The sequence below is a fragment of the Streptomyces hyderabadensis genome, from assembly GCF_020404845.1.
In the GTDB taxonomy this organism is placed as follows: domain Bacteria; phylum Actinomycetota; class Actinomycetes; order Streptomycetales; family Streptomycetaceae; genus Streptomyces; species Streptomyces hyderabadensis.
On the sequence record NZ_JAIOJZ010000024.1, the window covers coordinates 67,645 to 88,470 of the forward strand.

Sequence of the window (20,826 nt, forward strand, 5' to 3'; positions counted from 1 at the left end):
CGCTGTTCGACAGCGGTCGCCCCGAAAGCGCCGCAACGGCGACCAGGGAACGGCAGCGGCGATGACGGTGACACAGGACGGCTCGGCGACCAGGGACGCGGCGCCCGCGGACGGGACGCCCGCGCGGGAGGCGGCCCCGGAAGGGACGACCGCCCCCGCGTACGGTCCCGGCATCGACCCGGAGCGGCTCGCCGTCTGCCTCGACGTGCTCAAGGAACTCGACGCACTGGACGTCGACCACCCCGACGCGATCACGGTCCGCCGGGCCACCTCGCACATCTACCGCATGGTCAAGCAGCGCCGCCGCCAGGAGCGCCGCGCCGCCAAGACCGCCCACGACAAGGCGGTCACCGAGGCCACCGCCACCGGCTCCGCCGAGCGCATCGACGACGAGACCGAGGGCCTGCTGCCCTCCTCGCGCACCGAGGAGGGCACGATCGCGGGCATACTCCAGCGCCCCCGCTCCTGCTACATCTGCAAGCAGCGCTACGTCGAGGTCGACTACTTCTACCACCAGCTCTGCCAGGACTGCGCCGCCGAGAACCGGGCCCGCCGCGACGCCCGCGCCGACCTCACCGGCAAACGCGCGCTGCTCACCGGCGGCCGGGCCAAGATCGGCATGTACATCGCGCTGCGGCTGCTGCGCGACGGCGCGCACACCACGATCACCACCCGCTTCCCCAAGGACGCCATCCGCCGCTTCAAGGCGATGGACGACTCCGCCGACTGGCTGCACCGCCTGGAGGTGGTCGGCATCGACCTGCGCGATCCCGCCCAGGCCGTCGCCCTCGCCGAGCAGGTCGCGGAGCAGGGACCGCTCGACATCCTGATCAACAACGCCACCCAGACCGTGCGGCGCCTGCCCTCCGCCTACGCCGCGCTGGTCGAGGGCGAGAGCGCCCCGCTGCCCGCCGGGGAGCTGCCCGCCCACCACGTCATCGGCGCCTTCAACTCCGGTGCGGTGGACGGTCTGGCGGCGCTGCCGCTGGGCGCCTCCGGGCTCGACGCGCAGAAGGTCGCCGACCTCGCCCTGGTCGCGGGCAACGCCAGCGTGGTCCGGCACCGCGAGGGCACCGCCATCGACGCGGGCGGCCTGGTCCCCGACGTCGTCGACTCCAACACCTGGGTGCAGACCATCGAGCAGATCTCGCCGGTGGAACTGCTGGAGACCCAGCTGTGCAACTACACCTCGCCGTTCATCCTCATCAGCGCGCTGCGCCCGGCCATGGCCGAGGCCGCGCGCAAGGCGCCCTCGGGCCGCGCCTACGTCGTCAACGTCTCGGCGATGGAGGGCGTGTTCGCCCGCGGGTACAAGGGCGCCGGGCACCCGAACACCAACGCGGCCAAGGCCGCGATGAACATGGTGACGCGGACCAGCGCCCAGGAGATGTTCGACACCGACAAGATCCTGATGACCTCCGTCGACACCGGCTGGATCACCGACGAGCGGCCCCACTACGACAAGCTGCGGCTGGCCGAGGCCGGCTTCCACGCCCCGCTCGACCTGATCGACGGCGCCGCCCGCGTCTACGACCCCGTCGTGCGCGGCGAGGCGGGCGAGGACCTGTACGGCGTCTTCCTCAAGGACTACGCGCCCGGCAAGTGGTGACCGGGCCCTGCGGACCGCCGCAGGCGCCCCGTCCGCACCGGACGGTGCCTCAGTCGACCGCGCCCAGCCGCGAGTTCCGCGCCGCCGTCAGCTCCAGCACCGTGCGCCAGTCCTCCAGCACCCCCGCGTCGAAGTCGGCGGTGCGGGCCTCCTCGTCCGCCTGACGCAGGCTGACCAGGTCGTCGTCGTCTTGGGCCCAGCTCTCCGGGTGGGCCTGACGGCGCACCAGGCGGGCGACGCGCGTGCCGAGCAGCGGCCGCACCGCGTCGGCGGTCCTGGCGGCCGGGTCGCCGGGCCACAGCAGCCGCCCCACCGGCGACACCAGCCCCGCGACCTGCAGCTCCTTGTCGGCGGGGCGGCGACGGCGCAGCAGCGCCGCCGTGCGCAGCGCGTGCCCGTGCGGATCCCCGGGCGCTCCGCCGGGCCCACCTCCGTGCCCGGCGGCGGGCCGCTCGCCCCGGCAGGCGTACAACAGGTCCATCAGCTCCTCGACGCTGCGCAGTTCCATGCCTCGGTCCTCCCACGAGACAGCCGTTGCCGACGAGCAGCAGACCATGGCGAGCTTGCGGCCCAGCCAACGGCAACTTAACTGCGCGACCCGTCACCCCGGGCCATCGAAGATGCGGACGCCCATGTAGGCCGAACGGGTGAGTTGCGCACGGTGCGAATGCCAAGAAACCGGGGCAGAATCGGGTCAACTGTGCGCGGGGTGAAGGGCAATGGTTCTCCCATCTTTTGAGCCCCATAGAGCGCACCCCCGCTCATTTGGTTAATCTGGACCGGACGGACGGCAGCACAGGGTCCCACCACCCGAGGTCCGTCATGGGACGAGCCGGTTCACAACGGTTCGCCTCCGCACGAGTTGCCGACGCCACCGCGTCCGAACTGCATTCGACTCACACCCCAGCGGGCCCCGGGTGCCGGACGGGAGACTGGCGCCGACAGGCCTTTGAGGGTGACCCGACACATAAGGAGTGCGCGGTGACACCGGAAACGACGAACCCAGAACAACGCACCGAGGAACGCACCGGGCGCGCCGGGCGCCGGCCCGGAGAGATCGGCAGTCTCGACGTGTGGGCGCGCTCCGCCCCCATCCGCCTCGCGGGCTACGAGGAGGACCTCGCCGAGCCGCACATCCTGCCGAGCGTGGACTGACCCGCCCGCCACCCGCAGAGTTCGCCGCGCGCACGGTCGTGCGAGACTCACGCCCATGCTGATCAGGGAAGCCACGGCCGGCGACTGGCCGCACATCTGGCCCTTCTGGCACCGCATCGTCGCCGCCGGCGAGACCTACGCCTGGGACCCGGACACCTCCGAGGAGGACGCCCGGGTCCTGTGGATGAACCCCGCCAAGCGCGTCTACGTCGCCGAGGACGACACTGGTGCCGTCCTCGGCTCCGCCTACCTCACCGCCAACTACGGCGGTCCCGCCGCCCGCATCGCCAACGCCGGTTTCATGGTCGACCCCGCCCGGGCGGGCCGCGGCACCGGCCGGGCCCTCGCGGAGTACGTCGTCGAGGCCGCCCGGGCCGAGGGATACCGGGGCATGGTCTTCAACGCCGTCGTCGAGACCAACCCCGCCGTGCGGCTGTGGACCTCCCTCGGCTTCACGATCCTGGGCACGGTGCCGGACGCGTTCGACCACCCGCGGCACGGGCGGGTCGGCCTGCACATCATGCACCGCGCCCTGTGACCTCCCTCAGCCCAGCGGCGCCGCCCGCCGCCAGGGCCGCAGTGCCTCGATCCGTTCCGCCGGCTCCGGTAGCGCCGCCTGTGCGCCGGGGCGCCCCACGGCCGGTCCCCGGACACTTCGGCCCGGCCCCGGCTCTCAGGCCGGCGGTCGCGCCGGGCCCGTGCTGTCCCGCTCGATCAGCCGTGGCACCGGTACCCGCACCGTCCGGGCCGGGCCGCCGTCCAGCAGGGCGGTCAGCTCCGTCGCCGCCGTGCGGCCGAACTCCACGCTGTCCCGGGACAGCGCGGACAGCCACGGCTTGACCATGCGGCACAGCGCCGAGTCCTCCCAGGCCACCACGGACACGTCCGCCGGTACCGAGAAGCCGAGTTCGGCCGCCACGGCGACCCCGGCGACGGCCATCACGTCGTTGTCGTAGATCAGGGCGGTCGGGGGAGCGGGCGCCTCCAGGACCCGGCGGGTGACGGCCGCGCCCTCGGCGTCCGAGTAGTCGGTGGTCACCGACTCGACCTCGCCGAGGCCGCGCCGCCCGGCCTCGGCGCGCAGTGCGCGGATGCGGCGCTCGGTGTGGGCGAGGTCCGGCAGCCCGGCGATGTGCACGATGCGCCGGTGCCCGAGCGCGTGCAGCCCGTCCACCAGCGCGGCCATCGCACCCGCGTCGTCCGCCCACACCGTCGACAGCCCCGGATGGCGCTCGTCGGGCGCACCGCCGATCACCACGGCGGGCAGGCCCAGTTCGTCGAGCAGGTCGGGGCGCGGATCGTCGGTGCGCGGGTCGACCACGAGGACGCCGTCCACCCGGTGCTCGGCCCACCAGCGCCGGTACACCTCGCACTCCTCCTCGACGTCCCGGGCCACCTGGAACAGCAGCCCCAGGTGCCGCCCGGCCAGCACCTCCTGGATGCCCGAGACCAGTTGCAGGAAGAAGGAGTCGACGCCGAGGGTGTGCGCGGGCCGCGCCAGCACGAAGCCGACCGTCGCCGCGCCCTCCCCGGACAGCGCGCGCGCCGCCGTACTGGGCCGCCAGCCGAGCTGCTCGGCCACCCGGCGCACCCGGTCCCGGGTGATCTCGGAGACCCCCGGCCGGTCGTTCAGCGCGAACGACACCGCGCTCTCGGAGACTCCGGCCCGGCGCGCGATGTCCTTCATCGTCGGCCGGCGCGCGGCGGGCCGCTTGGCCGGCATGCGCGCTCCTTTCCTCGGTGCGAGCGGTGAGTGCGGTGAGAGCTAAAGCGCTTGAGTGCGGAGATCCTAAAGCGCATTAGTAGTTCCTGGCAAGTGCGCACTCAAACCGCTCTGACCTGGACTAATGTTAGAGCTTCTGCTTTAGTTGGCGAGAATCCATTGACTTTCCGCGGAATCGCCGTGCATGGTCGCTGGCATCCCACCGCCGACGTCCTTCAGGGAGACGTGTCACCGTGTCCACCTCGCGCAGAACATTCGCCGTCGCCGCCGTCGCCGCCCTCGTCCTGCCGCTCAGCGCCTGCGGCTCCGGGGGTGACGGCGGTGGCTCGACCGACGCCTCGGGCAAGGTCGAGGGCGACATCACCTTCCAGACCTGGAACCTGCGGGCCAACTTCAAGGACTACTTCGAGGGCCTGATCACCGACTTCGAGAAGAAGTACCCCGGCACCCATGTCAAGTGGGTCGACCAGCCCGGCGAGGGCTACGCCGACAAGATCAGCGCCGACGCCGCGGGCGGCACCCTGCCCGACGTCGTCAACGTCTCCCCGGACCTGGTCGCCCCGCTCGCCAAGGCGGGCCTGGCACTCGACCTGGACAAGGCGGCCGGCCAGTACCAGAAGGAGTACCTGGAAGGGGCCTGGGCCAGCCACCGGATACCGGGCATGGACGGCACGTACGCCTTCCCCTGGTACCTCAACACCGGCCCGCTCTTCTACAACAAGTCCCTCTTCAAGAAGGCCGGGCTCGACCCCGAGCAGCCGCCGAAGACCTACGACGACCTCTTCGACGCCGCCCTGAAGATCGCCGACAAGACCGACGGCGAGGTCGCCACCCTCGCCAACGTGCCCACCATCGAGGACTTCGGCCGTTACGGCGCGTCGCTCATGAACAAGGAGGGCACCGCCTTCGCGTTCAACGACGCCAAGGGGGTCGAACTGCTCACCCGCTACAAGGAACTGTTCGACGCCAAGGCCCTCGACCCGCAGGCGCTGACCGCCACCCCCGAGTCCACCGGGAAGAAGTTCCTCACCGGCGCCGTCGCGATGAACCCGGGCAGCGCGCTCGACCTCACCAACTTCAAGAAGCAGGCCCCGAGTCTGTACAAGAACATCGGCATCACCGACCAGATCACCAGCACCGGCCACGTCAACATGTACGTGATGGGCCTGATGGTGAACGCGCAGAGCCAGCGCAAGCCCGCCGCGGTCGCCTTCGCGCACTACGTCACCGACGCGGCGCACCAGATGTCCTTCGCCAAGCAGGTCGCCATCTTCCCGAGCACCGCCGGCTCGCTGGACGACCCGTACTTCACCAAGGAGGACGGCACCGACGAGACCCGCGTCCGGGTCGCCGCCGCCAAGTCGCTGAAGACGGCCGTCAACTACACGCCCGTGCTGTTCAGCGAGCAGATGAAGACCGAGCTGCGCAACGAGGTCGCCAAGGCGCTCCAGGGCAAGCAGAGCCCCGAGGAAGCCCTCGACAACGCTGTCAAGGCGTGCGACCGGCTCCTCCAGCAGCAGGGCTGAGACATCATGGCGAGTCCCACCCTCACCACCGGCACCCCGGACGCCCGCAAGGGCGGCGTCCGGCGGGTGCGGCGCCAACTGCCCGGCAGCCCGTGGCTGTTCGCCGCACCGGGTCTGCTGATCACCGGCGCGTTCATCCTCTATCCCTTCGTCTCCACCCTGGTCAACTCCCTCACCGACCGCCGCACGCTGGTCCCCGGGGAGTTCGTGGGCCTCGCCAACTTCCGCGAGCTGCTCCACGACGACATGTTCTGGATCGGCCTGCGCAACAGCTGTCTGTACGTCCTCGGGGTCGTCCCCGCGCTGGTCCTGCTGCCGCTGCTGCTCGCGCTGCTGGTGCAGAAGAACATCCCCGGCATCACCTTCTTCCGCTCGGCCTTCTACACCCCGGTCGTCGCCTCGATCGTCGTCGTCGGGCTGATCTGGGTCTGGCTCCTGGACGAGCGCGGCCTGGTCAACTCCCTGCTGGAGACGCTCGGCGCCAGCCCGGTCGGCTTCCTCAGCGACCAGTGGCTGATCCTGCTCAGCGCGATGGGCGTCACGGTCTGGAAAGGCCTCGGGTACTACATGATCATTTACCTGGCCGCGCTGGCCAACGTGCCCCGCGAGCTGCACGAGGCGGCCGCCGTGGACGGCGCGGGCGCGGTCCGCCGCTTCCTCACCGTCACGGTGCCCGCGGTCCGCTCCACCATGGTCCTGGTCGCGGCGCTCTCCTCGGTCGCCGCCTTCAAGGTGTTCTCCGAGGTGTACCTGATGGCGGGCCCCAACGGCGGTCCGGCCGGCGAGGACACCACCCTCGTGATGCTGGTCCAGCGCACCGGCACCGGCCTCACCGGCCGGGTCGGCTACGCCTCCGCCATCTCCGTCGTCGTCTTCGTCGTCACCGTCGTGCTCATGCTGCTCGTCCTGCGCGCCGACCGGAAGGAGGAGTCGTGAGCGTCGCCGAGAAGACGCGGCCCGCCGGCAAGCCCCGGGCCACCGCCCGCCCGCGCGAGCGCGAACCGCGCATCACCGACGAACACGGCCGCCGGGTGAGCGGGTGGGAACTGGTCCTGCGCTACCTGCTGCTGCTCGGCGTCCTGGCCCTGACCATCGGTCCGTTCCTGTGGCAGCTGTCGACCTCGCTCAAGGGCCCCACCGAGGACATCTTCAGCTCCCCGCCGAAGTTCCTGCCCTCCGATCCCACCCTGCACAACTACGAGCGGGTCGCCGACACCATCCCCGTGTGGGACTACGCCCTGAACTCGCTGAAGGTGGCCGCGGCCAACGTCGTCACCAACTGCGTCGGCGCCGCCCTCGCCGGGTACGCCCTGGCCCGGCTGCGCTACCGCGGCCGGCGCGTCGCCACGCTGGTGTTCATCCTGGCCATGCTCGTGCCGGTGGAGGGCATCATCATCGCCCAGTTCACCACCATGCGGGAGCTGGGCCTCAACAACACCCTGATCGGCGTGGTGCTGCCGGGCTGCATCAGCTCCCTGAACGTGCTGCTGATGCGCAACGCCTTCCTCAACGTCCCCTACGAGATCGAGGAGGCCGCCTTCGTCGACGGCGCCAACGTCTGGCAGCGGTTCTACCGGATCGCGCTGCCCGCGGTGAAGGGCACCCTCGCCGTCGTCGCGATCTTCGCCTTCATGGGCGCCTGGGACGACTTCCTGTGGCCGCTGATCGTGCTCAGCGACCCGTCCAAGTTCACCCTCACCATCGGCCTCAACTACCTGCACGGCACCTTCGCCAACGACGAACGCCTCGTCGCCGCCGGCACGATCATCGCCGTGGCGCCGCTCATCGTCCTCTTCGCCTGTCTCCAGCGGTACTTCTTCCGCGGGGTGGGCGAGGGCGCCGTCAAGGGCTGAACCACCCGCTTCCCCCCTCTCAAGGACACCGCATGCCTTCTGCCGTGCGCTTCGGCGTCAACTACACCCCGAGCGTGGGGTGGTTCCACCACTGGCTCGACTTCGACCTCGACTCCGTGCGCGCCGACCTGGACTCCATCGCCGCGCTGGACGTGGACCACGTCCGCGTCTTCCCGCTGTGGCCCTACTTCCAGCCCAACCGCGCCCTGATCCGGGAGCGCGCGGTCGAGCACCTGGTGGCGCTGGTCGACGCGGCCGGCGAACGCGGCCTCGACGTCAACGTGGACGGCCTCCAGGGCCACCTGAGCAGCTTCGACTACGTGCCGGCCTGGACCCGCACCTGGCACCGGCGCAACCTGTTCACCGACCCCGACGTCGTCGAGGGCCAGGCCGCCTACCTGCGCACCCTCGCCGCCGCGCTGTCCGGGCGGACCAACTTCCTCGGCATGACCCTCGGCAACGAGGTCAACCAGTTCTCCGCCGGGCCCCACCCCGACCCGGACCGCGCCACCAGCGCCCAGATCGACGCCTGGCTGGAGCGGATGCTGGCCGCCTGCGAGGAGGGCGCCCCGGGCCGGATGCACCTGCACGCCGAGTACGACGCCACCTGGTACCAGGACGACCAGCCCTTCACCCCGGCCCAGGCCGCCCGGCGGGGCGCCGTCACGGCCGTGCACTCCTGGGTCTTCAACGGCACCGCGCAGCGCCACGGCCGCACCTCCGTGCCCAGCGAGCACCACGCCGCCTACCTGATCGAGCTGAGCAAGGCCTGGGCCGAGGACCCGCACCGCCCGGTCTGGCTCCAGGAGGTCGGCGCCCCCGCGCCCCTGGTCCCCGCCGAGCACGCCGCCGCCTTCACCGAGGCGACCGTCGAGAACGCCCTGGACTGCCCCGGCCTGTGGGGCGTCACCTGGTGGTGTTCCCACGATGTGTCCCGGGAGCTGGCCGACTTCCCGGAGCTGGAGTACGGGCTCGGGCTCCTGACCAACGACCGCCGTCCCAAGGACACGGCCCGGGTCCTGGCGAGCGCGGCGCGTGCGGCCCGGGACGGCGGGCGCCCCGCCCCCGCCCCGCGCACCACGGCCCTCGCCGTGCCGGCCGACCCCGCCGCGCGCTCGGCCTGCGCCCCCGGCGGCGCCGTCTTCGACGCCTTCTTCCGGCTGGTCGCCGACGGGGCCCGGCCCACCACCGTCCTCGACACCCGCGCCGCCGACGGCGCACACCTCGCGGCCCGCGGCATCACCGAGGTCGTCACGCCCGACCAGGTACCCGTCCCCTGACCCCCGCCGCCAAGCAGAACGAGGGCGCCGCACGATTCGAAGTGCGTGCCGCTGGGGAGCTGTACCTGACATCGGCCCCCGCCACCCTCCGCCCGACCCCTGGTAATCACCCGCCCCCGACCCCGGAGCACCCGCATGCATGACGACCGCAACCTGGTCGAAGCCCGCCTCAAGCGCGTCCTCGACGAGCGTGTCCGCCCCGCCCTCTACCCCGAGTCCGTGCCGCTGGAGGTGGCGGTCTGGAACGCGCCCGGCGAGCCCGTCCCGGTCGAGGAGGGGCTCGCTGCCGAACCGCGCCCCATCGAGGTCGGCGCCCGCTGGGGCGCGCCCTGGGGCACCAGCTGGTTCCGCGTCACCGGCACCGTGCCGAAGGAGTGGGCCGGCAAGACCGTGGAGGCGGTCCTCGACCTCGGCTTCGACGAGAACATGCCCGGCTTCCAGTGCGAGGGCCTGGTCTACCGCCCCGACGGCACCCCGGTGAAGGGCCTCAACCCGCGCAACCAGTGGGTGCGGATCGGCGCCCCCGTCGAGGGCGGCGAGCAGGTGCGCCTGCACATCGAGGCGGCCTCCAACCCGGTCATCCTCGACTACCACCCCTTCGTGCCCACCCAGCTCGGCGACAAGGACACCGCGGGCAGCGAGCCGCAGTACACCCTCACCCGCATGGACCTCGCCGTCCTCGACGAGACGGTGTGGAACCTGGTGCTCGACCTGGAGGTGCTCGGCGAGCTGATGGCCGAGCTGCCGGTGGACTCGCCGCGCCGCTGGGAGATCCTGCGCGCCGTCGACCGGGCGCTGGACGCCATCGACCTCCAGGACGTGGGCGGCACGGCCGAGCAGGCGCGGTCCCGCCTCACCGAGGTGCTCTCCGCCCCCGCCGTCCCCTCCGCGCACCGCATCAGCGCGGTCGGCCACGCGCACATCGACTCGGCCTGGCTGTGGCCGCTGCGCGAGACCGTGCGCAAGGTGGCGCGCACCACCTCCAACATGACCGCCCTGCTGGAGGACGAGCCGGACTTCGTCTTCGCCATGTCGCAGGCCCAGCAGTGGGCGTGGGTGCGCGACCACCGGCCCGAGGTGTGGGCCCGGGTGAAGAAGGCCGTGGCCGACGGGCGGTTCGTGCCGGCCGGCGGCATGTGGGTGGAGTCGGACACCAACATGCCCGGCTCGGAGGCGATGGCCCGGCAGTTCGTGCACGGCAAGCGCTTCTTCCTCGACGAGTTCGGCGTCGAGAACGACGAGGCGTGGCTGCCGGACACCTTCGGCTTCGCGGCCGGGCTCCCGCAGATCATCAAGGCGGCCGGGGCCAAGTACCTGCTGACGCAGAAGATCTCCTGGTCCCAGACGAACAAGTTCCCGCACCACACCTTCCGCTGGGAGGGCATCGACGGCACCCGGATCTTCACCCACTTCCCGCCCGTCGACACCTACAACTGCTCGATGAAGGGCAGCGAGATCGCCCACGCGGCGAAGAACTTCAAGGACAAGGGTGTAGCCCGGCACTCCCTGGCCCCCACCGGCTGGGGCGACGGGGGCGGCGGCACCACCCGCGAGATGGTCGCCAAGGCGGCCCGGCTGCGGAACCTCGAAGGCTCGGCCACCGTCGAGTGGGAGACCCCCCAGGCCTTCTTCGAGAAGGCCGAGGCCGAGAACCCCGAGCCCCCGGTCTGGGTCGGCGAGCTGTACCTGGAACTGCACCGCGCCACCCTCACCAGCCAGGCCAAGACCAAGCAGGGCAACCGCCGCAGCGAACACCTGCTGCGCGAGGCCGAGCTGTGGGCGGCGACGGCGGCCGTGCGCGCCGGGTTCCCCTACCCGTACGACGACCTGGACCGGATCTGGAAGACGGTGCTGCTGCACCAGTTCCACGACATCCTGCCCGGCTCCTCCATCGCCTGGGTGCACCGTGAGGCCCGCGCCACCTACGACAAGGTCGCCGACGAGCTGAACACCATCATCGACGCCGCCCAGCGCGCCCTGGCCGGCGAGGGCGACACCCCGCTGGTCTTCAACTCCGCCCCGCACGCCCGGGCCGGGGTCCCGGCGGGCGCCGCCGCGTCCCCCGCGAGCGAGGGCCGCACGGACCTCGGCTCCCGCCCCGGCGGCGGCCACGTCCTGGACAACGGCCTGCTGCGCGTCGAGATCGACGGCCGGGGCCTGGTGGTGTCGGCGTACGACATCGCCGCCGACCGCGAGACGATCGCGCCGGGCGGAGCGGGCAACCTGCTCCAGCTGCACCCGGACTTCCCGAACATGTGGGACGCCTGGGACGTCGACGAGTTCTACCGGCACACGGTCACCGACCTCACCGACGCGGACGAGGTCGTCCCCGGCGACGACGGCGCTTCGGTGCGGATCGTCCGCTCCTTCGGCTCCTCCCGCGTCACCCAGGTGCTGACCCTGGCGCCGGGTCAGCGGCGCCTCGAGCTGGACACCGAGGTCGACTGGCACGAGACGGAGAAGTTCCTCAAGCTCGCCTTCCCGCTCGACGTGCACGCCGAACGGTATGCCTCGGAGACCCAGTTCGGGCACTTCCACCGGCCCACCCACACCAACACCAGCTGGGAGGCCGCCAAGTTCGAGGCCTGCAACCACCGCTTCGTCCACCTGGAGGAGCCCGGCTGGGGCGTCGCCGTCGTCAACGACTCGACGTACGGCCACGACGTCACCCGCACCGTCCGCACCGACGGCGACGCCGGTACGACCACCACCGTGCGGGTCTCCCTGCTGCGCGCCCCGCGCTTCCCCGACCCCGAGACCGACCAGGGCGTGCACCGCTTCCGGCACGCCCTGGTGCCGGGCGCGGGCATCGGCGACGCGGTGCGCGAGGGCTGGCGGATCAACCTGCCCGAACGGCGCGTCACCGGCGGCGCCGCCAAGGTCGCGCCGCTCGTCACGGTGGACCGGGACGCGGTCGTCGTCACCGCCGTCAAGCTCGCCGACGACGGCAGCGGCGACGTCGTGGTCCGCTTCCACGAGGCCCACGGCGGCCGGGCCCGCGCCACGCTCACCGCCGGGTTCGCGGTCACCGACGTACAGGTGACCGACCTGCTGGAACGTCCGCTGGCGGACGCGGAGGCCCCCCGGCTCGACGGCGACCGGATCGCCGTGCGCCTGCGCCCGTTCCAGCTGACGACCCTGCGACTGAAGCGCGCCTAGCGCCTGGGACCGACCCGGCTCACCGCTCCCCGGTGAGCCGGGTCGGCGGCAGGTACTCCCGCACGTACGTCCGCTCCCAGCACGCGCCCGTCTCCCGCAGCTCGCGCCAGGTGGTGTACCGGTACCGGAACAGCCGGGCGCGCACGAAGCGCGGCGGCGCGCCGGGCGGGAACGGGGAGCGGCGCAGCAGCCGCAGCGTGGCGCGGTCGTTCTCCAGCAGCCGTTCCACGAAGGTGCCGAACCACGGCCCGGCGTAGGAGGGCGACAGCGCGGCGAACCACATCAGCCAGTCCAGGCGCAGGTGGTACGGCGCGAACTGGCGCGGCCAGCGGTGTGGATCACCGGGCTTGCCCTTGAACTCGTACTCCCGCCAGTCCCCGTCCTCCCTGGCCGCCTCGTCGGCGGTGCCCTCGACCACCACCTCGTACCGCACCCGGCTGACGGTGCCGAAGGCGCCGTAGGTGTTGACCAGGTGGAGCGAGTCGAACGAGCGGTTCATCACCTGGCGCCGGGAGATCATGTTGCGCACCGGCCGGTGGCTCAGGAACACCAGCAGCGCCGCCACCGCCAGGACCACGACCTCGTACCAGAGCGGCGCGGCGGCCACGGACGGCGGATCGGACGGGAACCGGACCACCGACAGGGCCAGCACGATGGTGATCCAGTTCAGCCAGGAGAAGTTGCCCGAGAGCACCAGCCACAGCTGGGTCGCGATCATCAGCGCCGCGGCGGCCGTCGACACGGGGTGCGGGGCGAACAGCAAGAAGGGCACCAGAAGCTGCGTGACGTGGTTCGCGGCGACCTCGACGCGGTGCAGCGGCCGGGGCAGGTGGTGGAAGAACCAGCTCAGCGGCCCCGGCATCGGCTGGGTCTCGTGGTGGTGGTCCAGACAGGTCAGCTTCCGCCAGCACTCGTCGCCGCGCATCTTGATCAGGCCCGCCCCGAACTCCACCCGGAACAGCAGCCAGCGCAGCAGGAACAGCACCACGACCGGCGGCGCCACCTCGTCGTTGCCCAGGAACACGGCGACGAAGCCGGTCTCCAGCAGCAGCGACTCCCAGCCGAACGAGTACCAGGTCTGTCCGACGTTGACGATCGAGAGGTACAGCGCCCACGGCACCAGCCACAGCAGCATCGCGCCCCACAGCGGCAGCAGTGAGTCCAGCCCGGCCGCCAGCGCCGCCGACACCGCGCAGCCCGCCCAGGCGCAGCCCGCGAAGAGCCGGTCCGAGTAGCGCCACTGGAACAGGCTCGGCGCCCGCCGGAACGGCACCCGCTCGACGAAGCGGGGGACCGGGGTCAGACCCCGCTCGCCGAGCAGCGCCCGGAACTGCAGGGCGGCCGTCAGGAACGCGACCAGGTACACGACGGCCAGGGCCCGCTGGAAGACCAGCCGGGCGAGCCAGTAGTCGGGTGCGGTGAACCACTCCACGGCCGGGCTCCTCTCGTGACCCGCTCCGGGTACCCCGCCCGGCCACCGGCTTTCCCCGGCCCCGGTCCGGTGGACCAGGAGTCGAAGATTCCGACAAATCCTGGCAAGGTGGGGTTCATGTCTGATCGGGGAGCGAGCGCCCCGTCACTCCCGGACGACTGGCCCGCCCACCCGGACCCGATCCTGGCGCTCAACCGCATGGGCAGCTTCGACTGGGACCTGGACGCCGGGCTGTTCCACATGGACGCCCAGGCCCTGGAGGTCTTCGACCTGCGCCCGGAGGAGTACGACGGGCGCCCCGAGTCACTGGCGCTGCGCGTGCCCACGGCGGAGAGCCGCCGGATGGACACCATCGTCGCCCGGGCCATGAAGGACGGCAGCGAGAACTACGGCACCTACTTCCGGCTGCGCCGCCGCGACGGCACCCTGCGCTGGACCCATACGCAGGGCTACATCCGCCGCGACGAGACCGGCCGCCCCCGCCGGATCATCGGCATCGTCCGCGACGCCACCCAGGAGATGGCCGACAGCGCGGCCAACCGGGAGCAGGCGGCGCAGGACGAGGCGCGCCGCCGGCTGACCAACGTCGTGCAGCTCGCCACGGCCGCCCTCGCGCACGCCCGCACGGTGGACGACGTCATCGACGTGCTGCGCGACACCCACGGGCTCACCCGGCTGGGCGCCACCAGCCTGGTGATGGGCCTGGTCGAGGCCGGCCGCATCCGGCTGGTCGCCGACGGGCCCGAGAACAGCTTCATCCCCGGCACCCGGATCACCCGGATCGACGAGCCGTACCCGATGAGCGAGGCGGTACGGACCCTCAGCCCCCGCTTCATCGAGTCGCCGGAGGAGTTCGCGGAGCGCTACCCGATGCTGTGGCGGGAGATCACCCACCTCAGCATCACCGCCGCCGCCTACCTCCCGCTGATCGCCCAGGCCCGGCCCATCGGCGCCATCGGGCTGCTCTACAGCGACCGGCACGGCTTCTCCGCGGAGGACCGCAACGTCCTGGTCGCGCTCGGCAGCGGCATCGCGCAGAGCCTGCAGCGGGCCATGCTCTACGAGCAGGAGATGGACCTCGCCGAGGGCCTCCAGCAGGCCATGCTGCCGCGCACCATCCCCAGCGTCCCCGGCTGCGACGTCGCCGTCCGCTACCGCGCGGCCTCCATCGGGGGCGCCCTCGGCCGGGACATCGGCGGCGACTGGTACGACCTGATCCCGCTGCCCGGCGGCCGCGTCGGCGCCGTCATCGGCGACGTCCAGGGCCACGACACGCACGCCGCCGCCGTCATGGGCCAGCTGCGCATCGTGCTGCGCGCCTACGCCGCCGAGGGCCACCCGCCCGCCACGGTGATGGCACGGGCCTCGGTCTTCCTGCACGAACTGGACACCGACCGCTTCGCGACCTGCCTGTACGCGGAGGCCGACCTGGGCACCGGAGTGGTCCAGGTGGTCCGCGCCGGACACATCGACCCGCTGCTGCGCTTCGGCGACGGCACCTGCCGCCTGGTGCGCGTCGAGGGCGGGCTGCCGCTCGGCCTGTCCGCCGAGTTCGGGCGCCTCGCCTACCCGGTCGCCACCCTGGAGCTGGACCCGGGCAACACCCTGCTGCTGTGCACCGACGGCCTGGTCGAGCAGCCGGGCGCCGACCTCGACGAGGGCATGGCCGTCCTGACGGCGCTGATCAGCTCCGGTCCCGAGGACGTACGGGACCTGGCGGACCGGCTGATCGACGTGGTCGACGAGCGGCGCGGCGACGACGACGTCGCGCTGCTGGTGCTGCGCCGCCACGGCCTGGGCGCACCCAGGACCTTCGGCCGGGTCCAGCAGCACGTCTCGCCCGGCGACCCCGAGGGCCTCACCGAGGCCCGGCACATGATCCGGGCCGCCGTCCGGTCCTGGGGAGCCAAGGCCCAGAGCGACGAGATCGAACTGGTCGCCGACGAGCTGACCACCAACGCCCTCATGCACACCGAGGGCTCCGCGATCGTGACCCTGCGGCTGCTCACCGGAACCGACCGGCGGCTGCGGGTCGAGGTCGAGGACTCCTCCAGCGCCCTGCCGCGCCGCCGCGAGGCCGGGGACGACGGGGTCTCCGGACGGGGCCTGCTCCTGGTCGACGCGCTCGCCGACGCCTGGGGAGTGGAGGCACGCGGCGGCGGCAAGGTGGTGTGGGCGGAGTTCGTGGTGGCGCCCGGCGCGGGCTGACCCCACTGGCACCACCGGTGACCGGTGGCACTCTGGACGTATGCCAGAACTGCCCGAGGTCGAGGCGCTCCGCGACTTCCTGACCGAACACCTCACCGGCCACGAGATCGTCCGCGTCCTGCCGGTGGCGGTCAGCGTCCTGAAGACGTACGACCCCCCGCTCACGGCGTTGGAGGGCCACCGGGTGGCGGCCGTGCACCGCCACGGCAAGTTCCTCGACGTCGAGACCGCCGGCGGACCGCACCTGGTGACCCACTTGGCCCGGGCCGGCTGGCTGCAGTGGAAGGACAGCCTGCCCAGCGGCCTGCCCAAGCCGGGCAGGGGCCCGCTCGCGCTGCGCCTCGCGCTGGAGACCGGCGCGGGCTTCGACCTGACGGAGGCGGGCACGCAGAAGCGGCTCGCGGTGTACGTCGTGACCGACCCGCGGCAGGTGCCGGGCGTGGCCCGGCTCGGCCCCGACCCGCTCGCCGACGACTTCGACCAGGCGCGTTTCGCCGCCCTCCTCGACGGCGAGCGGCGGCAGCTCAAGGGCGCCCTGCGCGACCAGAGCCTGATCGCGGGCGTGGGCAACGCGTACAGCGACGAGATCCTGCACGCCGCGAAGATGTCCCCGTTCAAACTGGCCGCCTCCCTCACCGACGAGGAGACCGCCCGGCTGTACGCGGCCCTGCGCGGCACGCTCACCGAGGCCGTGGAACGCTCCCGGGGCATCGCCGCGGGACGCCTGAAGGCCGAGAAGAAGAGCGGGCTGCGGGTCCACGGCCGCACCGGCGAACCCTGCCCGGTGTGCGGCGACACCGTCCGCGAGGTCTTTTTCAGCGACTCCTCGCTCCAGTACTGCCCGACCTGCCAGACCGGCGGCAAACCGCTGGCGGACCGCAGGATGTCCCGGCTGCTGAAGTGACGGCGGCGCCGCCGCGAGGACGGACGCAGCGGCGCGGTCAGCCGGCCGGCAGGGTCACCAGGTGCTCGCCGTCCGCAGTGCGCACCTCGTAGCGGTCGATCTGGCCGGGGTGCAGGGCGGCCCCGCCGCGCATGGTGTGCGGCCGGGCGTCGTGCTCGGGGACCATCCAGCTGGTGACCGTCTGCTCCGACCCGTCGCGGCCGACGGCGACGAGCCGGCACGAACGGGGCCCGGCCCCGTCCTCGACCTCGAGTCGCACGTCCGTGCCCCAGGCCTCGTCCTCGGCCGTGATCCGTGCCCACACCCCGGTCCTGGCGTCGGTCGCGGTGAGCTGCGGCGCCGGGTCGCCCTGGCTCGCGTACAGCAGGGCGCCGGGTCCGGCCACCGCGCACACGACGGCGGCGGCCACGGCGTACAGCACCCGCCTGCGGCCGGCCCGCCGACGGGCGGCCACCGCGGACAGCAGCCGGTCGAGCAGCCCGGGTCCCGGCCTGGTCAGCGGGTGGACGATACGCGGTGTCGCCTGCCGGTACAGCATCAACTGGCGGGCCGCTGGGCCGAATTCGGTCACCTGGGCCGCGCACCGGGGGCAATCCATGAGGTGGTCCTCGAAGCGGAAGGCCTCCGCCTCGTCCAGCACGCCGAGCGCGTAGGCGCCGACGTCACGATGCCTTTCCAGGGACCTCATGCCGAATCCTCGTACCGTTGGGTGCGGGTGGGGTTACTCCTTGCTCCCACCCGTACGCACCGGACCGCCGAATCACTCAAGCCACCGCGCAATCGCGACCAAGGTGTTCGGAGCGGCCCGGGGCGCGGATTGGTCCCTGCCGAGGAAAGTTCCGCGAGGCCGGCCGGAGGCTAGAACAGGTGGATGGCGAGGTGCCCCAGCGGCAGCCCGAGCTGCCAGGCCGGCGTCCACACCTTCGGCCCCTCGTCCTCCCCGGTCACCGGTGCTCCGCCGGGGACCGCGTTCAGGTCCGGGGCGAGCAGTTCGGTCTCCTGGAGCCAGCGCCAGGCGGCCCGGGCCAGCTCCAGGTCCGGCGAGTGGCGTCCGGCGGCGACCGCGTCGGCCGTGGCCTCGGCCAGCCGTCCGTGCACCCACTCGTGCCAGGGCTGGTCGTAGGCGGTCAGGGACAGCCAGGTCTCCAGGTGGGTGACGACCCGGATGCCGCTCAGTTCGTTCTCCGTGTCGGACAGGAAGACGGTGAGCGCCAGCGCGTCGCGGCCGGCGCGGAACTCGAAGGACGTCGGCGGCATCAGGTCGCCGGTCCGCAGCAGCTCGTCGGCGATGTACTCGGCGTACAACCACGCCATGGGAACGCTCAGTTCGCCCCCGCCGGTGCCGTCCGTGCTCTCTTGACCTCTGTGCAGCATCCCTTCCTGCCTTCCTCCGGTGCGTGCGCGTCGCCCGACCCGGGTCATGGGCCCCCGTCCGGAACACGGATGAGGACAGCCGACTGCTCAACCGGGGTCCTGGGCAAGGCGCTTTACGGAGGTTTGACCATAGGGCCGGTTTCACCGCAGGTCGGCGGCGTATCCCGGTAGCACCCTGCGCATGGCGCGCAGCGCGTAGTATGCGCGGGACTTCACGGTACCGGGTGGGATGCCGAGCGCGGCCGCCGCTTCCGCCACGCTCGCCCCCTGGAAGTACACCAGCACCAGGACTTCACGGTGCTCCGGAGTGAGTGTCTTCACAGCCTCGCGCACATCGAGGGCCGCGGCGGCCCGTTCGGCGTGGTCCGCGCAGACGCGCGCGTTCTCCAGCACCGCGTCGCCGACCTCCGCGGGGCGCGCCTGGCGGGCGCGGCGCGCGTCGATCGCGAGCCGCCGGGCCACGGTGAGCAGCCACGGCCGTACGGAGTCGAAGTCGTCGGCGCGCAGGGCCTCGGGATGCTGCCAGGCGCGGACCAGGGTCTCCTGCACCAGGTCCTCGGCACGCTGCCGGTCGCCGTCGCTGAGCCGCAGCAGCAGCGCGAAGAGCGGCCGGCCGTGCTCGCGCTGCAGTGCGGCGAGCTCGTGCTCGGCGGTCGTCCCGTTCGCTGTGTCCGTCAGGGTGATTCCGGCCGTCATGGCCGTATGGCACCGCAGGGGGCGGCGCGGGGACAGGGCGCACGCACGGGTGTGCGGCGGACGGTCGATCGCGTCGACGAACGGTTCGACGAACGGTCGGCGTGCGGACCGCGTGCGGCGGGCGTGCGGACCGCGTGCCGTCCGCGCATCCCGGACGGGCTAATGGGCGTGTCGGAGCCGCCCGGCGCAGGCAGCACCTCTTTACCTGTTTGTAAGTAAATGTGACTTTTCATCGGTGTGTGCGACCCAGCGGAGTGAACGGATGATCACACGCAGCCGCCAGGTGGCCCTGGCCCTGACCGCCCTCCTCACCGCGGGCGCGGCCTGCCAGGCCCGCGACCACGAACCCCCGAAGCCGCCGGCGCCCGCACCGTCCGCCGCGGACACCGGTGCCTTCACCCTGGTCGCCTCCGGGGACGTGCTCCCGCACGACTCGATCATCGAGCGGGCCCGCTTCGACGCGGGCGGCCGCGGCCACGACTTCCGCCCCATGCTCGCCGGCGCCCGGCCCGTCGTCGCACCGGCCGACCTCGCCCTGTGCCACATGGAGACCGTCTACGGCGCGAACGGCGACTACAGCGGCTACCCGCTCTTCAAGTCCCCGCCCGAGGTGGCCAAGGCGCTCGCCGCCACCGGCTACGACGGCTGCTCCACCGCCTCCAACCACAGCGTCGACGACGGCGCGGACGGCATCCGCCGCACCCTGGACGCCCTCGACCGCGCGGGCGTACGGCACGCCGGTACGGCCCGCACCGAGGCCGAGGCGGACATCGCGACGGTGCTGCGCGCGGGCCGGGCCCAGGTGGCCCACCTCGCCTACACCCTGCACACCAACGGACACCCGCTGCCCGCGGACCAGCCCTGGGCGGTCGGACTGATCGACGAGGCGCGTGTCGTCGCGGACGCGCGGGCCGCCCGCGGGGCCGGGGCTGACGTCGTCGTCGTGTCGCTGCACTGGGGCACCGAGTGGCAGGACGAGCCCGACGGGGACCAGGTGGCCCTGGCCCGGAGCCTGACCGCGGCCCGCACCGGCGACCGCCCCGACATCGACCTGATCCTCGGCACCCACGCCCACGTCCCGCAGGCCTACGAGAAGGTCAACGGCACCTGGGTGGTCTACGGCATGGGGGACCAGATCGCGGGCGAGATGGTCAACGACCAGGGGGTCCGGGACCCGCGCGGCAACCAGTCGACCATCGGCCGCTTCACCTTCGCCCCGCCCGACCGGGCCGGCGAACGCTGGAAGGTGACGAAGGCAGAGTTCGTCCCGCAGCTGTTCGACGTGGACGCCGGCCGGGTGGTGAACCTCAACCGGGCGATCGACGAGGGCGCCGACGTACGCGCCGTGCGCGACCGCATCCGCGACGTGGTGCTCAGCCGGGGCGCCGCCGGGGACGGGCTGGTGATGGGCAAGTAGCTCAGGCGTCCGCCACGTGGTCCAGGGCCGTCAGCATGGCCCCCAGTACCCGCAGGCAGGTGGTGACGTCGGCGTCCGTGAGGCCCTGGCCGACCTCGCGCAGCAGTCGGTGCTCCCGGTCGAGGACCGCGTCGATCGCGTCCCGGCCGCGGTCGGTCAGCCGGATCAGCGAGGACCGGCGGTGCGCCGGGTTCGGGATGCTTTCCACCAGGCCCTGCGCCGCGGCGTCGTTGACCATCCGCTGGACGAACTGACGGCTGATCGCCTGGGCCCGGCCCATCTGCGGCACGGTCATCGGCCCGCCGCGCCGCAGCATCGTCAGCACGGCGCGGACGCCCACGGACAGGCCGTCGGCGGCCAGGCCCTGCTCGACGCCGCGCTGCGCGCGCCGGTAGAGCGGGCCGACCAGGTCGTACACCTCGGTGAGCCGCCGGGCGAGGGCGTCCGGGGGGAGGGGCGCGTCGATGTCGTTCACCCCGCCATCATGACA

At 72.5% G+C, this 20,826-nt stretch carries 18 protein-coding genes; 11 read left to right on the forward strand and 7 right to left on the reverse strand.

The genetic code is table 11. The features are described from left to right. The first annotated feature begins 61 nt into the window (after window positions 1-61). The gene (locus tag K7854_RS19915; protein WP_226027895.1) at window positions 62-1,609 is read left to right on the forward strand and encodes an SDR family NAD(P)-dependent oxidoreductase; all 1,548 of its coding nucleotides are present in this window, start codon (window positions 62-64) and stop codon (window positions 1,607-1,609) included. Between the two features lie 49 nt (window positions 1,610-1,658). Here K7854_RS19915 and K7854_RS19920 read toward each other — a convergent pair whose 3' ends face one another. Beyond that, on the reverse strand, window positions 1,659-2,117 hold the full coding sequence (locus tag K7854_RS19920) for a hypothetical protein (RefSeq protein ID WP_226027896.1): 459 nt from the start codon (window positions 2,115-2,117) through the stop codon (window positions 1,659-1,661). 473 nt (window positions 2,118-2,590) lie between these two features. Here K7854_RS19920 and K7854_RS19925 point away from each other — a divergent pair, with 473 nt between their 5' ends. Next, window positions 2,591-2,764: a hypothetical protein gene (locus K7854_RS19925; RefSeq protein ID WP_226027897.1), complete on the forward strand. Its 174-nt coding sequence runs from the start codon at window positions 2,591-2,593 to the stop codon at window positions 2,762-2,764. A 55-nt stretch (window positions 2,765-2,819) separates the two neighbouring features. Beyond that, window positions 2,820-3,302, forward strand: coding sequence for a GNAT family N-acetyltransferase (locus K7854_RS19930; RefSeq protein WP_226027898.1), 483 nt, complete (start codon window positions 2,820-2,822; stop codon window positions 3,300-3,302). A 135-nt stretch (window positions 3,303-3,437) separates the two neighbouring features. On the opposite strand, the gene K7854_RS19935 is transcribed toward K7854_RS19930, so the two are convergent. Then, window positions 3,438-4,487 (reverse strand): LacI family DNA-binding transcriptional regulator, encoded by a 1,050-nt coding sequence (locus K7854_RS19935; protein WP_226027899.1) that lies wholly within the window; start codon window positions 4,485-4,487, stop codon window positions 3,438-3,440. A 233-nt stretch (window positions 4,488-4,720) separates the two neighbouring features. Here K7854_RS19935 and K7854_RS19940 point away from each other — a divergent pair, with 233 nt between their 5' ends. From K7854_RS19940 to K7854_RS19960, 5 genes are all read left to right on the forward strand, one after another. After that, complete coding sequence (locus K7854_RS19940) at window positions 4,721-6,013, forward strand: ABC transporter substrate-binding protein (protein ID WP_226027900.1); 1,293 nt, start codon at window positions 4,721-4,723, stop codon at window positions 6,011-6,013. Window positions 6,014-6,019: 6 nt separating this feature from the next. Next, entirely contained in the window at window positions 6,020-6,949 is a 930-nt protein-coding gene (locus K7854_RS19945; protein WP_226027901.1) for a carbohydrate ABC transporter permease, read from the forward strand. Next, a complete protein-coding gene (locus K7854_RS19950; RefSeq protein WP_226027902.1) occupies window positions 6,946-7,866 on the forward strand; it encodes a carbohydrate ABC transporter permease in 921 nt (306 codons plus the stop codon). The genes K7854_RS19945 and K7854_RS19950 overlap by 4 nt, the downstream gene beginning before the upstream one ends. A gap of 32 nt (window positions 7,867-7,898) precedes the next feature. Next, the gene (locus K7854_RS19955) at window positions 7,899-9,146 is read left to right on the forward strand and encodes a glycoside hydrolase 5 family protein (RefSeq protein WP_226027903.1); all 1,248 of its coding nucleotides are present in this window, start codon (window positions 7,899-7,901) and stop codon (window positions 9,144-9,146) included. Between the two features lie 135 nt (window positions 9,147-9,281). Continuing rightward, the gene (locus tag K7854_RS19960) at window positions 9,282-12,305 is read left to right on the forward strand and encodes an alpha-mannosidase (RefSeq protein WP_226027904.1); all 3,024 of its coding nucleotides are present in this window, start codon (window positions 9,282-9,284) and stop codon (window positions 12,303-12,305) included. Window positions 12,306-12,324: 19 nt separating this feature from the next. Here the strand turns inward: K7854_RS19960 and K7854_RS19965 are convergent, their stop codons facing one another. Next, window positions 12,325-13,737 (reverse strand): lipase maturation factor family protein, encoded by a 1,413-nt coding sequence (locus tag K7854_RS19965; protein WP_226027905.1) that lies wholly within the window; start codon window positions 13,735-13,737, stop codon window positions 12,325-12,327. Window positions 13,738-13,854: 117 nt separating this feature from the next. On the opposite strand from K7854_RS19965, the gene K7854_RS19970 reads away from it, so the two are divergent. Both K7854_RS19970 and K7854_RS19975 read left to right on the forward strand, forming a co-directional pair. Then, on the forward strand, window positions 13,855-15,945 hold the full coding sequence (locus K7854_RS19970; protein ID WP_226027906.1) for a SpoIIE family protein phosphatase: 2,091 nt from the start codon (window positions 13,855-13,857) through the stop codon (window positions 15,943-15,945). 40 nt (window positions 15,946-15,985) lie between these two features. Next, complete coding sequence (locus tag K7854_RS19975) at window positions 15,986-16,849, forward strand: Fpg/Nei family DNA glycosylase (protein WP_226027907.1); 864 nt, start codon at window positions 15,986-15,988, stop codon at window positions 16,847-16,849. Between the two features lie 37 nt (window positions 16,850-16,886). Here K7854_RS19975 and K7854_RS19980 read toward each other — a convergent pair whose 3' ends face one another. The 3 genes from K7854_RS19980 to K7854_RS19990 form a co-directional block, all read right to left on the reverse strand. Then, entirely contained in the window at window positions 16,887-17,537 is a 651-nt protein-coding gene (locus K7854_RS19980; protein WP_226027908.1) for a zf-HC2 domain-containing protein, read from the reverse strand. A 170-nt stretch (window positions 17,538-17,707) separates the two neighbouring features. Next, window positions 17,708-18,223 carry a hypothetical protein gene (locus K7854_RS19985; protein ID WP_226027909.1) on the reverse strand — a complete coding sequence of 172 codons (516 nt, stop codon included), beginning with the start codon at window positions 18,221-18,223 and terminating at the stop codon, window positions 17,708-17,710. 141 nt (window positions 18,224-18,364) lie between these two features. Continuing rightward, window positions 18,365-18,919: a sigma-70 family RNA polymerase sigma factor gene (locus tag K7854_RS19990; RefSeq protein WP_087805250.1), complete on the reverse strand. Its 555-nt coding sequence runs from the start codon at window positions 18,917-18,919 to the stop codon at window positions 18,365-18,367. A gap of 262 nt (window positions 18,920-19,181) precedes the next feature. Here K7854_RS19990 and K7854_RS19995 point away from each other — a divergent pair, with 262 nt between their 5' ends. After that, window positions 19,182-20,336: a CapA family protein gene (locus K7854_RS19995; protein WP_226027910.1), complete on the forward strand. Its 1,155-nt coding sequence runs from the start codon at window positions 19,182-19,184 to the stop codon at window positions 20,334-20,336. Between the two features lies 1 nt (window position 20,337). On the opposite strand, the gene K7854_RS20000 is transcribed toward K7854_RS19995, so the two are convergent. After that, complete coding sequence (locus K7854_RS20000; RefSeq protein ID WP_226027911.1) at window positions 20,338-20,811, reverse strand: MarR family winged helix-turn-helix transcriptional regulator; 474 nt, start codon at window positions 20,809-20,811, stop codon at window positions 20,338-20,340. Between the last annotated feature and the right edge of the window lie 15 nt (window positions 20,812-20,826).